This is a genomic window from Rhodoferax sp. EU05-FHT12H12 (assembly GCF_058791215.1).
On the sequence record NZ_JBYTDI010000004.1, the window covers coordinates 366,990 to 382,122 of the forward strand.

The 15,133-nt window shown below is 61.2% G+C and carries 11 protein-coding genes, 2 tRNA genes and 2 riboswitches; of the genes, 7 read left to right on the forward strand and 6 right to left on the reverse strand.

Features of this window, described 5'->3' with window-relative positions; translation table 11 throughout:
* Positions 1-130: 130 nt before the first annotated feature.
* From gcvP to gcvT, 3 genes are all read right to left on the reverse strand, one after another.
* Entirely contained in the window at positions 131-3,013 is a 2,883-nt protein-coding gene (gene gcvP / locus AC3WS7_RS13995; protein ID WP_492656777.1) for an aminomethyl-transferring glycine dehydrogenase, read from the reverse strand.
* 119 nt (positions 3,014-3,132) lie between these two features.
* Entirely contained in the window at positions 3,133-3,501 is a 369-nt protein-coding gene (gene gcvH, locus AC3WS7_RS14000) for a glycine cleavage system protein GcvH (RefSeq protein WP_296470061.1), read from the reverse strand.
* A gap of 90 nt (positions 3,502-3,591) precedes the next feature.
* On the reverse strand, positions 3,592-4,752 hold the full coding sequence (gene gcvT / locus AC3WS7_RS14005) for a glycine cleavage system aminomethyltransferase GcvT (protein WP_492656778.1): 1,161 nt from the start codon (positions 4,750-4,752) through the stop codon (positions 3,592-3,594).
* Between the two features lie 63 nt (positions 4,753-4,815).
* A riboswitch (glycine riboswitch) is annotated at positions 4,816-4,939 on the reverse strand.
* 16 nt (positions 4,940-4,955) lie between these two features.
* Positions 4,956-5,058: riboswitch (glycine riboswitch) on the reverse strand.
* 164 nt (positions 5,059-5,222) lie between these two features.
* Here gcvT and AC3WS7_RS14010 point away from each other — a divergent pair.
* Positions 5,223-5,948: a lysophospholipid acyltransferase family protein gene (locus AC3WS7_RS14010; RefSeq protein ID WP_492656779.1), complete on the forward strand. Its 726-nt coding sequence runs from the start codon at positions 5,223-5,225 to the stop codon at positions 5,946-5,948.
* A 73-nt stretch (positions 5,949-6,021) separates the two neighbouring features.
* Here AC3WS7_RS14010 and AC3WS7_RS14015 read toward each other — a convergent pair whose 3' ends face one another.
* Complete coding sequence (locus AC3WS7_RS14015; protein WP_492656780.1) at positions 6,022-7,713, reverse strand: electron transfer flavoprotein-ubiquinone oxidoreductase; 1,692 nt, start codon at positions 7,711-7,713, stop codon at positions 6,022-6,024.
* A gap of 136 nt (positions 7,714-7,849) precedes the next feature.
* Here AC3WS7_RS14015 and AC3WS7_RS14020 point away from each other — a divergent pair, with 136 nt between their 5' ends.
* Both AC3WS7_RS14020 and AC3WS7_RS14025 read left to right on the forward strand, forming a co-directional pair.
* Complete coding sequence (locus tag AC3WS7_RS14020) at positions 7,850-8,632, forward strand: SDR family oxidoreductase (protein WP_296470051.1); 783 nt, start codon at positions 7,850-7,852, stop codon at positions 8,630-8,632.
* A 24-nt stretch (positions 8,633-8,656) separates the two neighbouring features.
* A complete protein-coding gene (locus AC3WS7_RS14025) occupies positions 8,657-9,562 on the forward strand; it encodes a DMT family transporter (RefSeq protein WP_492656781.1) in 906 nt (301 codons plus the stop codon).
* Positions 9,563-9,637: 75 nt separating this feature from the next.
* Here the strand turns inward: AC3WS7_RS14025 and AC3WS7_RS14030 are convergent, their stop codons facing one another.
* The gene (locus AC3WS7_RS14030; RefSeq protein WP_492656782.1) at positions 9,638-10,396 is read right to left on the reverse strand and encodes a 3-hydroxyacyl-CoA dehydrogenase; all 759 of its coding nucleotides are present in this window, start codon (positions 10,394-10,396) and stop codon (positions 9,638-9,640) included.
* 134 nt (positions 10,397-10,530) lie between these two features.
* Between AC3WS7_RS14030 and AC3WS7_RS14035 the strand changes: the two genes are divergently transcribed.
* The 3 genes from AC3WS7_RS14035 to rimO all read left to right on the forward strand — a co-directional run bounded on the left by AC3WS7_RS14035 (position 10,531) and on the right by rimO (position 12,630).
* A tRNA-Val gene (locus AC3WS7_RS14035) sits at positions 10,531-10,607 on the forward strand.
* A gap of 119 nt (positions 10,608-10,726) precedes the next feature.
* Positions 10,727-11,176 (forward strand): polyhydroxyalkanoate synthesis repressor PhaR, encoded by a 450-nt coding sequence (phaR, locus tag AC3WS7_RS14040; RefSeq protein WP_492656783.1) that lies wholly within the window; start codon positions 10,727-10,729, stop codon positions 11,174-11,176.
* 50 nt (positions 11,177-11,226) lie between these two features.
* Positions 11,227-12,630, forward strand: a complete 1,404-nt coding sequence (gene rimO, locus AC3WS7_RS14045) for a 30S ribosomal protein S12 methylthiotransferase RimO (protein WP_296470041.1) — start codon at positions 11,227-11,229, stop codon at positions 12,628-12,630.
* A gap of 107 nt (positions 12,631-12,737) precedes the next feature.
* On the opposite strand, the gene AC3WS7_RS14050 is transcribed toward rimO, so the two are convergent.
* Positions 12,738-12,822: transfer RNA gene (locus AC3WS7_RS14050), tRNA-Leu, on the reverse strand.
* Positions 12,823-12,871: 49 nt separating this feature from the next.
* Here AC3WS7_RS14050 and rnr point away from each other — a divergent pair.
* Complete coding sequence (gene rnr / locus AC3WS7_RS14055; protein ID WP_492656784.1) at positions 12,872-15,133, forward strand: ribonuclease R; 2,262 nt, start codon at positions 12,872-12,874, stop codon at positions 15,131-15,133.

Sequence of the window (15,133 nt, forward strand, 5' to 3'; positions counted from 1 at the left end):
TGGCTGCATGCAATGCAGTGCCACCCTGATTTTTACTTTCAGTTCGGCTAGTCGCCGCCGGGCCGCCCCAAGGCGACTACGCCCCCCTGGGGGGCAGCGCAGTACGCGCAGCGACAAGCGTGGGGGCCAATCAGTACTCGCTCAAAGGCACGCAGCTGCAGAACAGGTTGCGGTCGCCATAGACGTTGTCCACCCGGCCCACGCTGGGCCAGTACTTCACGGCCTTCAGGCTGGCGACGGGGAAGGCGCCCACCTCGCGGCTGTACGGACGGTCCCACTCGCCGCCCAGCAGGCTGGCTGCGGTGTGCGGGGCATGCTTGAGCGGGTTGTTGTCCTGCGGCCATTCGCCTTTTTCGACCCGCGCAATCTCGCCACGGATGGCGATCATGGCGTTGATGAAACGGTCCAGCTCGGCCAGGGTTTCGCTTTCGGTGGGCTCCACCATCAGCGTGTTGGGCACGGGGAAAGAAAGCGTGGGCGCGTGGAAACCGTAGTCCATCAGGCGCTTGGCCACGTCCTCGGCCATCACGCCGCAGCTGTCCTTGAAACCGCGCAGGTCCAGGATGCACTCGTGCGCCACATGTCCGTTGGCCGATGCGTACAGCGTGGGGTAGTGGTCTGCCAGGCGTGCGCTGATGTAGTTGGCGGCCAGGATGGCGGCTTCGGTCGCATGCTGCAGGCCGTCCGGGCCCATCATGCGGCAGTACATCCAGCTGATGGGCAGGACGGCAGCATTGCCCAGGGGCGCAGCGCTCACGGCACCGGTGCCAGGCACACCACCGGTGGCGTGGCCGGGCAAGAAGGGCACCAGATCGGCCACCACACACACGGGGCCCACGCCGGGGCCGCCACCGCCGTGGGGGATGCAGAAGGTCTTGTGCAGGTTCAGGTGGCTCACGTCGCCGCCAAACTCGCCGGGGGCGGCAGTGCCTACCAGTGCGTTCATGTTGGCGCCGTCCACGTACACACGGCCGCCGTGCTGGTGCACCAAGGCGCACAGCTCTTTTACGGACGTTTCAAACACGCCGTGCGTGCTGGGGTAGGTGATCATCACCGCGGCCAGGTTGGCGCTGTGCTGTTCACACTTGGCTTGCAGGTCGGCCATGTCCACGTTGCCGTTGTCGTCGCACTTGGTCACCACCACTTGCAGGCCCACCATCTGCGCGCTGGCGGGGTTGGTGCCGTGGGCGCTGCTGGGGATCAGGCAGATATTGCGGTGTGCCTGGCCTTTGCTGGCGTGGTAGGCCTGGATGGTCAACAGACCCGCGTATTCGCCCTGGCTACCGGCGTTGGGTTGCAGGCTGATGCCAGCGTAGCCCGTGGCGGCGCACAACCAGGCGCGCAGCTGTGCGTCCAGTTCGGCGTAACCCTGGCGTTGGTCGGCCGGGCAGAAGGGGTGGATGTTGGCGAACTCGGGCCAGGTGATGGGGATCATCTCGCTGGTGGCGTTGAGTTTCATGGTGCAGGAGCCCAGCGGAATCATGCTGCGGTCCAGCGCGAGATCCTTGTCAGACAGCATGCGGATGTAGCGCAGCATGCCGGTCTCAGAGTGGTGGGTGTTGAACACCGGGTGCGTGAGGAACTTGCTGGTGCGGCGCAGTGCGGCGGGGATCAGCGATTCGGCGGTACCTTCCAGCGCTTCCACGCTGGGCAGGGCCTGGCCTTCCTTGGCGAACAGGCTCCAGACCAGCGCCAGGTCGTCACGCGTGGTGGTTTCGTCCAGACTGATGCACAGGTAGTTTTCAAAGTAAATTCGCAGGTTGGCCCCCGCAGATACTGCGCGAGCAGCTATCGAATTAGTAGCACCATCGGTCTTCAGCGTGACCGTGTCAAAGGTGGCTTGCGCGCGCACCGGGGCACCGAGTTGCTCCAGACCCTTGACCAAAATGGCGGTGAACTTGGCCACACGCTGGGCGATGCGGGTCAGGCCCTCGGGGCCGTGGTACACGGCGTACATGCTGGCGATGACGGCCGGCAGCACCTGCGCGGTGCAGATGTTGGAGGTGGCTTTTTCGCGGCGGATGTGTTGCTCGCGCGTTTGCAGCGCCAGGCGGTAGGCGGGGTTGCCATGGGTGTCGATGCTCACGCCCACCAGACGGCCGGGCATGGAGCGTTTGTATTCGTCGCGGCAGGCCATGTAGGCAGCGTGGGGGCCGCCGTTGCACAGGGGCATGCCAAAGCGCTGGGTGGTGCCGATCACAATGTCGGCGTCAAATTCGCCGGGGGGCGTCAGCAGCGTGAGCGCCAGCAGGTCGGCGGCCACGATGAAGGCGGCCTGTTTGCCGTGCACCAGCGCCACGTCGGCACGCAGGTCGTCAATGCGGCCACTGGTGGCGGGGTACTGGGCCAGCACGGCAAAGTAGTCACCGGCCAGCGCGGCTTCCCACTCGGGGGCGGAATTGGCCAGCGTGACGGTGATGCCCAGCGGCTTGGCGCGGGTCTGGATCACTTCGATGGTTTGCGGGTGGCAGTCGCCGGCCACCACAAACACATGGCTCTTGCTTTTGACGCTGCGCTTGGCCAGTGTCATGGCTTCGGCCGCGGCGGTGGCTTCGTCCAGCATGGACGCATTGGCCATGGGCATGCCGGTCAGGTCACACACCATGGTCTGGAAGTTCACCAGCGCTTCCATGCGGCCCTGCGAAATCTCGGCCTGGTAGGGCGTGTAGGCGGTGTACCAGGCGGGGTTTTCCAGAATATTGCGCAGGATCACGCCCGGCGTATGCGTGCCGTAGTAGCCCTGGCCAATGAAGCTCTTGAGCACCTTGTTCTTGCCTGCCAACGCCTTGATCTCGGCCAGCGCTGCCGCTTCGGTGATCGCCGCGGGAATGTCCATCTTGCTAGCGCGCGCAATCGAGCGCGGCACGATGCTGTCGATCAGCGCACGGCGCGAAGTCTCGCCGATGGCTTGGAGCATCAGTGCTTCGTCGGCCGCATCAATGCCGATGTGGCGTGCGTGGAATTCGCTGGCGTTTTCCAGCTGGGCGAGAGTGGGGGCAGAGGTCGTTGGCATGGACGTTCAGGCTTGTTGGTTAGAGAGTGAGAGGGCAATTTCCCGCAGGGCCACCCCTAGGAAAATTAGCCCCCTCTGGGGGGCAGCGACCCGCGCAGCGGCGGAGCGTGGGGGCCAGATCAGCTGGCGGAGAAGGCGGTGTAGCTGGTTTCGTCCATCAGGCCGTCGAGTTCGGCGGGGTTGGACAGCTTGACCTTGAAGAACCAGCCGGCGCCCAGCGGGTCGGTGTTGGCCAGGCTGGGGTCGGCGCGCAGGGCTTCGTTCACTTCGGTGATCTCGCCGGTCACGGGCATGTAGACGTCGGCAGCGGCCTTGACGGACTCCACCACGCCGGCCACGGCCTTGGCGTCAATCGAGGCGCCCACTTCGGGCAGGTCCACAAACACCACGTCGCCCAGCGCGTCTTGCGCATGGTGGGTGATGCCCACGGTGGCAGTGCCACCTTCAACGTTGAGCCATTCGTGGTCGGGGGTGTACTTGATGGACATGGAGAACTCCTGAAAAACGGGTGATTGGAAAGGAATCAAACAATAAAAACAAACCTGCCAGGCCAGACTTTAGCCGCCCCGGCACGGTGGTTAGCCGCGGTAGTAACGCGTGGGCACAAAGGGCATGGCGCTCACCTCCATCGGCACGGGCTTGCCGCGCACGATGGCCACCACTTTGCTGCCCACCGCCGCCCAGGCGGCGTCCACATAGCCCATGGCCACGGGTTTGTCGATCGTGGGGCCGAGCAGGCCGCTGGTGACTTCGCCAATCTTGTTGCCCGCGCCGTCCTGCAGCTCGGTGTGGTCGCGCACGGGGATGCGTTCCAGCGCGATCAGTCCCACCCGCTTTTTAGTGCCTTTTGGTGCTGTAGCACCCGTGGAATCTGCGAGAGCAGCTCCTATTTTTGTAGCGCCCGGGAAGCCGCCTTCACGTGCGCCGCCAGCGCGGCGCACCTTTTGCATGGCCCACAGCAGGCTGGCTTCGACCGGCGTAGTGGTCGTGTCAATGTCATTGCCATAGAGGCACAGGCCGGCTTCCAGGCGCAGCGAGTTGCGTGCACCCAGGCCAATCGGCTTCACTTCGGGCTGGGCCAGCAGGGCGCGGGCCAGGGCGTCGGCGTGGTCCTTGTGGACGGAGATCTCAAAGCCGTCTTCCCCGGTGTAGCCGCTGCGGGTCAAAAACACGTCAATCTTCTGGGTACCCGTGTCCACGGTGAAATTGCCACCGGTCATGAACACCAGCTTGTCCACGCCGGGTGCCAGGCGGGCCAGGGCGGTCACTGCCTGCGGGCCCTGCAGCGCCAGCAGCGCGTAGTCGGGCAGGGGGATAACCTGGCAGCGGCTGCCGATCTTGGCCTGGATGTGGGCAATGTCACCCACCTTGCAGGCGCCATTGACGATCACGAAGAGCTCGTCATTGCCCTTGTTGAAGAACATCAGGTCGTCAATGATGGTGCCCTCATCCGTCAGCAACAGGCCGTAGCGCTGCTTGCCCACGGGCAGGTCGATCACGTCCACGGGCATCAGCGTCTCGAACGCGGCCGCCGCATCGGGGCCAACCAGGCGCAGTTGGCCCATGTGGGACACATCAAACAGGCCAGCGGCGTTGCGGGTGTGGTGGTGTTCGGCCATCAGGCCAGCGGGGTACTGCACCGGCATGGAGTAGCCGGCAAACGGCACCATGCGGGCGCCCAGCTCGATGTGCAGGGCATTGAGCGGTGTGGTTAACAAAGCGGTGTCGGTGGTGGACATGGCGGCAATCCAGGTAGGGGCAAGTCAAAACCCGGGGTGGGTGCATGGCTGCGCCCGCCCGGTGCTGCCCCCGCTGTCCGCTTTACCTGAGAGATTCGCCGGGCCTGCATGCACGAGGGGTGCGCAGACTGCGGGTTGCTCCTTCGGTGGGCTACAAAGTTTGCAGCCTCTCTCCAGTGGGGTGTCGTTGATAGCCAAGCCACCAACGGATGTCAGTCCTTTTGCCTGAGCGTTCAGACCGCTGCAATCAGCCGTCCTGCGCCTTCGGCGGCCTCCGCGGGGGAGGCTCTCTCCTGACAGGACGGGATTCTAAACGAGGTGCAGCAAGCAGCCTCCATTTTTTGACGCAATCGGGCATTGCACTCTGTCTGACTTGTCGCAAGGCCTTGCTTGCGGTGCTCATCTACACTGCCCTGCCGTTGATGGCGCTCCCGGGTGGGCGCTGCATCCCATCTATTGTCGGTTTCTCTATGCTCCAAATCCTTCGCCTGGTCCTGATCGGGCTCCACTTCCTTGTGGCGGCCCTTGTCAATTTCCTGATCTGTCTCTCACGCCCCTTCAACCCCGACAACTCGCGGTTGTGCGGCTGGGTGTATTCGGTGCCCGCATTGCGCATCCTGGGGCTGACCATGAAACTGGATACGGCAGGAATGCTGCGCCAGCCCAATCCTTTTGTGGTGGTGGCCAACCACCAGTCCAACTGGGACCTGTGGGTGCTGGGTTGCTCGGTGCCGCGGCGCACGGTATCTCTGGGCAAAAAGAGCTTGAAATGGGTGCCGTTTTTTGGGCAGATCTATTGGCTCGCCGGTAACATCCTGATCGACCGTGGCAATGCCATCCAGGCCAAACAGGCCATGTTGAAAACCACGGATGTGATGCTGCACCAGGACACCTCGATCTGGGTCTTTCCGGAGGGTACGCGCAATCTGGGCCAGGGGTTGTTGCCCTTCAAAAAGGGCGCATTCCAGATGGCCATCAACGCGGGGGTGCCCATTGTTCCGCTGGTTTGCAGCAACTACAAAAGCACCATGCGCCTCAATCGCTGGCGCAGCGGTCGTATTGTCATCAAGACCTTGGAACCCATCCCGACCCAGGGGCTGACGCTGGACGACATGCCTGCCTTGATGGCGCGTTGCCGTGAACAAATGCTGACCTGCCTGGCAGAGCTGGACGCCGAGGTGGCGCGCTCCGTCTAGCGTGGGCAACTTTGGGCCCGGACAGAAAAAAAGGGAGGCCATGGGCCTCCCTTGATGTGTGTGGACGCGGGGTTTACATGCCCGCGTAGTTGGGGCCGCCACCACCTTCGGGGGTGACCCAGACGATGTTTTGCGTGGGGTCCTTGATGTCACAGGTCTTGCAGTGCACGCAGTTCTGCGCGTTGATCTGCAGGCGATCGGTGTTGTCTTCGTTCTTTACAAACTCGTACACACCCGCCGGGCAGTAGCGCGCTTCGGGGCCGGCATATTGGGCGAGGTTGATGCGCACGGGCACCGACGCATCCTTGAGCGTGAGGTGTGCGGGCTGCTGCTCTTCGTGGTTGGTGTTGCTGATGAACACACTGGAAAGGCGGTCGAAGGTGAGCTTGCCATCGGGTTTGGGGTAGACGATGGGTTTGCACTCGGCCGCTGGCTTCAGGTAGGCGTGGTCGGGCTTGTCGCGGCGCAGCGTCCAGGGAATATGGCCGCGCAGCACAAACTGCTCAAAGCCGTTCATGAGGGTTGCCACGGTCAGGCCGTACTTGAACCAGTTTTTGAAGTTACGGTCCTTGTTCAGCTCGGTGTGCAGCCAGCTCTTCTCAAAGGCTTCCGGGTAAGCGCTCAACTCGTCGTGTTGGCGGCCTGCCACCACGGCATCAAAAGCGGCTTCAGCAGCTTGCATGCCGGTCTTGATGGCAGCGTGGCTGCCCTTGATGCGGCCCACGTTCAGGTAGCCAGCGTTGCAGCCGACCAGGCAGCCACCCGGGAACACGGTTTTGGGCAGCGCGTTGATGCCACTTGCATTGATGGCGCGCGCACCATAAGACAGGCGTTTGGCGGTGATTTCACCCTTGTCGTTCTCGAAGTAGTAGCGCACGTTGGGGTGTGTCTTCCAGCGCTGGAATTCTTCGAACGGGCTCAGGTAGGGATTGGCGTAACCCAGGCCGGTGACGAAGCCCAGTGCCACCTTGTTGCCTTCCAGGTGGTACAGGAACGCACCGCCGTAAGTGTCAGACTCCATGGGCCAACCGGCGGTGTGCATCACAAAACCAGGCTTGTGGCGGCTGGGGTCAATTTCCCACAGTTCCTTGATGCCGATGCCAAAGCTTTGCGGGTCACGCCCTTCGTCGAGCTTGTATTTGGCAATGAGCTGTTTGCCCAGGTGGCCGCGGGCACCTTCGGCAAACACGGTGTATTTGCCCAGCAACTCCATGCCGAGCTGAAAATTCTCGGTGGGTTCGCCGTCTTTGCCAACGCCCATATTGCCAGTGGCCACGCCTTTGACAGAGCCGTCGTCGTTGTAGAGCACTTCGGCCGCGGTGAAGCCCGGAAAGATTTCCACGCCCAGTGCTTCTGCTTGCTCGGCCAGCCACTTGGTGACCGCACCCAGGCTCACGATGTAGTTGCCATCGTTGTGGGCGAAAGGGGGCAAGACCATATTGGGCACGCGCACGCCGGTTTTTTCACCCAAGAAGATGTAGGCGTCATCGGTCACCGCCTGGTTGAGTGGTGCGCCCAGTTCTTTCCAGTTGGGGATCAGTTCGGTCAGGGCCTTGGGGTCCATGATGGCACCCGACAAGATGTGTGCGCCGGGCTCGGAGCCCTTCTCTAGTACCACCACAGAAACGTCTTTGCCCTGGTCTGCCGCCAACTGCTTGAGGCGAATCGCTGTGGCCAGGCCACCAGGACCACCACCGACGACGACCACGTCGTATTCCATGGATTCACGGGGGCCGAATTGCGCCAGAATTTCCTGGTTTGTCATGGGGTGTCTCGCTTAATAATGGGTGGTCTTCGGAATGGTCCGCCCGCTTAAGGGCGCATCGAACTGGAGTGGGATTTTATTCGCTGAATTCACAAAAAAGAACGACCGTTCTTTTTATTTTGAGGAGGCACTCTAAATGGCTTACAGCATCGATCTTTCAGGGCGCGTCGCTTTTATTACGGGCGCATCTGGCGGGCTGGGGGCGCAGTTTGCCAAAACCCTGGCCGCCGCTGGGGCGGCGGTGGTGTTGGCCAGTCGCCGGGTAGACAAACTCAAGGATCTGCGTGCCGAAATAACGGGGCAAGGGGGCGATGCCCATGTCGTGGAGCTGGACGTGACCGACCACGACTCCATCAAGGCTGCCGTGGCCCACGCGGAGACGGAGGTGGGGTCGATCGACATCCTGGTCAACAACTCTGGCGTGAGCACCACGCAGCGCCTGCAGGATGTGTCGCCTGACGATTACGACTTCATGTTCAACACCAATGTGAAGGGCGCTTTTTTTGTGGCGCAAGAGGTGGGCAAGCGCATGTTGGCGCGCGCCAAAGGTGCCGCACCCGGCAGCTACACCGGCGGGCGCATCGTGAACATTGCCTCCATGGCGGGCTTGCGTGTGTTGCCACAAATAGGTGTGTACTGCATGAGCAAGGCCGCCATCATCCAGATGACCAAGGCGCAGGCGCTTGAATGGGGCAAGTTCGGAATCAACGTCAACGCGCTGTGCCCGGGTTACATCGACACGGAAATCAACCACCACCACTGGCAGACCGACGCTGGGCAGAAGCTGGTGCAGATGCTGCCGCGCAAACGCATTGGCCATCCGCAAGACCTGGACGCGATTCTGGTCACGCTGTGTTCGGACCAAAGCCACTTCATCAATGGAGCCGTGATTGCTGCGGACGATGGTTTTGGTGTGTAGGGGCCTGTGTTTGATCGGTTGGGGGTGCCGTTGCTAGTTGGCATCCTGGCCGGGCTGGCAGCCGGGGCGCTGTGGGGGCTGGTCTTTGTGGCACCAGCATTGGCTCCTGGGTTGGCCCCGGTAGACCTAGCTGCGGGACGCTTTGCCAGCTATGGCCTCACGGCCTTGCTGGTCATGCTGTTTGCACGGGGCCAGCGGCGCTGGCCCACTTGGCGACAGCTGGGGGCCGCGCTGGTTTTGAGCGTGCTTGGCTTCTCGGGCTACTACCTGTTGCTGGTGTTGTCCATCCGCGATGCCGGGGTGGAGGTGCCCACGCTGATCATTGGCACCATTCCCATTTGGGTGATGTTGCTGGGCAAGCCGCAGCATCTGCTGTGGCGCAGCCTGTTGCCGGGCTTGTGTCTCACCATCACCGGTGTCTTGCTGATGATGGGGGCGGAGACTGGCAGCGCTGCTGAGGGCGTTATGCAAGGCTGGGCCTACTGGCGCGGTATTGTGTTTGCGCTGCTGGCCATGGGGTGTTGGACCGCATTTGCCGTGATGAATTCGGCCTGGCTCCAACACCACCACGATGTGAATGTGACCGATTGGACCAACTGGCTGGGTGTGGCATCCGGTCTGGGTGCTGTGGCCTTGTGGTGGGTGCTGGGTTCAGAGCCAAAAGTGCTGTTGGCCCAAGTGGATATTGCGCAAGCAGCTATGGTTTGTATAGCAACCGGTGTGGGGTCGGCGTGGCTGGCCACGGTGCTGTGGAGCATCGCCAGCCGACGCCTGAGTGCCAGCCTGTGCGGCCAGCTGATTGTGAGCGAGACCTTGTTCGCCTTGCTCTATGCATTCGTGGGCTACGGCGTGTGGCCCCAATGGTTGCAACTGCTGGCCAGCGCTGTGTTCGTGCTGGGCATCGTGGCCTCCATCCGGGCGCACCGGTAAGACCCCCACGCTCCGCCGCTTCGCGGGTCGCTGCCCCCCCCAAAAAAAGAGGGGGGCCTCACGCATGTCTTTGACTTACTTCGGGGCCAGGCGAATGGCACCGTCCAGGCGAATCACTTCGCCATTGAGCATGTCATTTTCAAAAATATGCACGGCCAGCTTGGCGTAGTCCTGCGGCGTGCCCAGGCGCGAAGGAAAAGGCACCCCTGCAGCGAGTGCGTCCTGCACTTCTTGCGGCATGGAAAACAGCATGGGCGTGCCAAAAATTCCCGGTGCAATCGTCATGTTGCGAATGCCGTTGCGTGCCAGGTCGCGGGCGATGGGCAGGGTCATTCCCACCACGCCGCCCTTGGAGGCGCTGTAGGCGGCTTGGCCAATTTGGCCGTCGTAGGCGGCAACCGATGCAGTGGAAATCATGGCGCCGCGTTCACCCGTGGCTTCGGGTTCGTTCTTGCTCATGGCATCTGCGGCCAGGCGGATCATGTTGAAGCTGCCAATCAGGTTCACGGTGATGGTCTTGCTGAAGGACGCCAACGCATGCGCACCGTTCTTGCCCACCGTCTTTTCGGCGGGGGCGATGCCGGCGCAATTCACCAGGCCCATGAGTTTCCCCATGGACACGGCCTTGGCAACCACGGCTTGACCATCGGTCTCGCTGCTCACATCACACTTCACAAAGGCACCGCCAATGTCTTTGGCAATGGCCTCGCCCTTTTCGGCCTGCATGTCGGCAATGACCACCTTGCCGCCTTTGGCCGCCAGCATGCGTGCTGTGCCTTCGCCCAAACCAGATGCGCCACCCGTGACGATAAAGACCTTGCCTGCGATTTCCATAGAGAACTCCCTGTGAATGGATGAATTGACGTTTACGTTAACGTCAATTATGGCGCAGCCTCCGATCAACTTTTGCCGTTGCGAGTCCGGGAGTGCCCATTTATGCTGCTATACTTCGGCCTCTCGGATACTGTAGGCGCATAGCTCAGCTGGTTAGAGCACCACCTTGACATGGTGGGGGTCGTTGGTTCGAGTCCAATTGCGCCTACCAAAGTTTCCACTATCTCCTGCCCCTAGGGTAATCCTAGGTCAATGCCAGGCGGTCACTCCCTAGAATGTGCTGCAGTGCAACACCATTTTGGCTCCCGCACGTAGTGCCGAGCGATCGCAATGCAAAAATCTGCCTCTAAAGATTCCAAGAAGTTACAACGGGTTATCAAAAAATACCCGAATCGCCGTCTCTATGACACCGATACGTCCACCTACATCACACTGGCGGAAATCAAGCAGTTGGTGATGGACAGCGAAGTGTTTTCGGTGCTGGATGCCAAGTCGGGTGAAGACATCACACGCAGCATCCTGTTGCAGATCATTCTGGAAGAAGAGGCGAATGGTTCGCCCATGTTCACGACTCCCGTGCTCTCGCACATCATTCGCTTCTATGGCCATGCCATGCAGGGCATGATGGGCGGGTACCTCGAGAAGAATATGCAGGCGCTGATGGACATGCAGGCACCCATGGTGCAGGGTGTCATGAGCAACAACGTGTTCCAGCAAATGCAGGAACAAATGCAGAAACAAACCGAACAGTTCCTCGGCACCTTTGGCCTGAAGCGCTAAGCGCTTTTTAGGCCCGGCGGTTGGCGGGGTGATTCTATGGATTGATGGATATGACAGACGTATTGACCCCTAGCCCAACCGTGCACGCAGCGCCCAAAGTTGGCTTCGTCAGCCTGGGTTGCCCCAAAGCCTTGACCGACTCCGAATTGATCCTCACGCAACTCAGCGCTGAGGGTTACCAAACCTCCAAGACCTTCCAGGGCGCCGACCTGGTGATCGTCAATACCTGCGGGTTTATTGACGACGCCGTCAAGGAAAGCCTGGACACGATTGGTGAGGCGCTGGCTGAAAATGGCCGCGTGATTGTGACCGGTTGCCTGGGGGCCAAGACCACCGACGGTGGCGACAACATGGTGCGCCAGATGCACCCGAAGGTGTTGGCGGTGACGGGCCCGCATGCCACGCAGGAAGTGATGGATGCGGTACATCTCAATTTGCCCAAACCCCACGATCCGTTTTTGGATCTGGTGCCGCAGTCATTTGGTGTGGCGGGCGTCAAGCTAACGCCGCGCCACTATGCGTACCTCAAGATCAGTGAAGGCTGCAACCACCGTTGCACCTTCTGCATCATCCCCAGCATGCGCGGCGATCTGGTGTCCCGTCCGATTGGTGATGTGCTGACCGAGGCGCGCGCGTTGTTTGAAGGTGGCGTGAAAGAGTTGTTGGTGATCAGCCAGGACACGTCTGCCTACGGTGTGGATGTGAAATACCGCACCGGTTTCTGGGACGGCAAGCCGGTGAAGACCCGCATGCTGGAACTGGTTCAGGCCCTGGGCGACATCGCCGAGCCCTATGGTGCCTGGGTGCGTTTGCACTATGTGTATCCCTATCCCAGCGTGGATGAGATTGTCCCCTTCATGGCGACCGGCCGTGTGCTGCCGTATTTGGATGTGCCGCTGCAACACAGCCACCCCGATGTGTTGCGCCGCATGAAGCGCCCCGCCAGCGGCGAGAAAAATCTGGACCGTTTGCAGCAATGGCGGGCTGCCTGCCCTGAGCTGGTGGTGCGCAGCACTTTCATTGCCGGCTTCCCGGGTGAAACCGAGGCGGAGTTCGAGCATTTGCTGGATTTCATCCGTGAGGCGCAGATCGACCGTGCGGGTTGTTTTGCCTACAGCGCAGTGAATGGTGCAACGGCCAATGATTTGCCTGGCATGTTGCCTATCGAATTGCGCGAGGAGCGCCGTGCACGGTTCATGGCTGTGGCGGAAGAAGTGTCTGCCGCACGCCTGCAGCGTCGCGTGGGCTCAGTGATGCAGGTGCTGGTGGATTCCGCGCCGGGACTGGGTCGCAAGGGTGGGGTGGGGCGGAGCTACGCGGATGCGCCGGAGATTGACGGTGTGGTGCGTTTGTTGCCACCCGAAAAAATAAGTAAAACCCTCAAGGTGGGCGAGTTCACCAAGGCGCGCATTGTGAGCGCACAAGGACATGATCTCTTAGCCTTGCCCATTTAAATTCAGCGCCACTGACCGATACAACAACAGGTCAGTGGCATGAATCAAACAGGCAAAAAAAAGCCGCTGTTTTCACAGCGGCTTTTCTATATCTACATTACCATTGTTGGTGCCCAGAAGAGGACTCGAACCTCCACGATGTTACTCGCTAGTACCTGAAACTAGTGCGTCTACCAATTCCGCCATCTGGGCATCTCAGGAAAGAGAGAAGTATATCAAACATTTAAGCCCAAACAGCAATTTGCTGGAAGAAGTTGAAGGAATTGTTCAAGGACATCGCGATGGACACGGATTTGTGTCCCGCGACGATGGTGCCTCTGACATTTATCTGCCCCCCAATGAGATGCGGGCGGTACTGCACAAGGACCGCGTCAAGGTGCGCATCGTGCGCAGTGACCGCAAGGGCCGTCCCGAAGGGCGAGTGGTGGAGATCATGGAGCGTTCCACGCAGCCCATCATTGGCCGTCTCTTGCAAGAAAGCGGTGTCTGGCTGGTGGCACCAGAAGACAAGCGTTACGGCCAGGATGTGTTGATCCCCAAAGGCGCGACCAGTGCGGCCAAGCCCGGCCAAGTGGTGGTGGTGGAACTGGTGGAGCCCCCAGCTTTATTTGGCCAGCCCGTCGGCCGGATCAAAGAGGTGCTGGGTGAGGTGGACGACCCAGGCATGGAGATTGAAATTGCCGTGCGCAAATACAGTGTGCCGCATGAATTTTCGGACGCCTGCATTGCACTGGCGCGCACACTGCCTGACAAAGTGCGCCCGCAGGACAAGCTGCAGCGCATTGACCTGACAGATATTCCACTGGTCACCATTGATGGTGAGGATGCCCGCGACTTTGACGATGCGGTGTACTGCGAACCTGCGAGCAAGGGCCGTGGCAAGACGGCGCAAAAGGGCTGGCGCCTGCTGGTGGCCATTGCCGACGTGAGTCATTATGTAGAGACAGGCTCTGCCATTGATGTGGATGCCTACGACCGTGCCACCAGTGTGTACTTCCCACGCCGTGTGATCCCCATGCTCCCCGAGAAGTTGTCCAACGGCCTGTGCTCGTTGAACCCCGAGGTGGAGCGCCTGTGCATGGTGTGCGACATGTTTGTGACCACCGAGGGAGAGGTCGATGCCTACCAGTTCTACCCCGCGGTGATGTGGAGCCATGCGCGCTTCACCTATACCGAGGTGGCCGCCATTTTGGGCAACACCCGCGGCCCCGAGGCCAGCAAGCGGCGTGAGTTGGTGCCGCAGTTGCTGGACCTGCATGGTGTCTACCAGGCGCTGCTGAAGTCGCGTCACAAGCGGGGAGCGGTGGATTTTGAAACCACAGAGACGCAGATCGTGTGTGATGAAAACGGTCGCATTGAAAAGATCGTGCCGCGCACCCGCAATACGGCCCATCGCTTGATCGAAGAAGCCATGCTGGCGGCCAACGTGTGCAGTGCCGACTTCATTGCACAAAACAAGCACCCCGGCCTGTTCCGTGTGCACGAGGGCCCCACGCCTGAGAAGCAGGAAACCCTGCGCAACTACCTCAAGGCAAGCGGCATTGGCATGAGCATCAGTGACAAGCCTGCGCCCGGTGAATTCCAGGCCATTGCGATGGCAACCAAGGACCGGCCGGATGCGCAGCAAATTCACTCGATGTTGCTGCGGTCCATGTCGCAGGCGATTTACACGCCCATCAACAGTGGCCACTTCGGCTTGGCCTTTGACGCGTACACCCACTTCACCAGCCCGATCCGCCGCTACCCCGACTTGCTGGTGCACCGGGTCATCAAGGCGATTTTGACCAAGGCCAAGTACCAGTTGCCTGCGCTGCCGACGCCGGGTGAAGCGCATGCCAAGCTGGCACGCCGTTTGGAGAAAAACCTGGCTGGTCGGGTGGCGGAGCCCGGCACCAAGCCTAAAAAAATGAATGCCGAAGGCACGGCTTGGCAGGCCGCTGGTCTGCACTGCAGTGCCAACGAACGCCGTGCCGATGAAGCCAGCCGGGATGTGGAAGCCTGGCTCAAATGCAAGTACATGCGCGAGCACCTGGGTGAGGAGTATTCGGGTGTGGTGAGCTCGGCCACCACCTTTGGCCTGTTCGTCACGCTGGACGCCATGTATGTGGAAGGTCTGGTGCACATCACCGAACTGGGGGGTGAGTATTTCCGCTTTGACGAGGCGCGCCAGGAGCTGCGCGGTGAGCGCACCGGTATCCGCTACGCCATTGGTACGCGGGTGCGTATCCAGGTTAGCCGCGTAGACCTGGACGGACGCAAGATTGATTTCCGTCTGGTGCAGGAAGGCCAGAGCTTGCAGCCGCGTGCAGTGGCGGACAAAGGGGCGCCGCGCGAAGCCAAGGGGCGCCCGGAGTTCGCCGATCGCGCGGAGGCGGATGGTGGCGGGGGAGCGTTCAAGGGCAAGGCACGGCAGCGCGCCGGTGCCAAAACCCCGCGCAACGCCCGCCCGAATGAGAAGGCCTCTGGCGCTTCCAAGAAGGCGGCCAAGAAGCAGCGCCGTTGA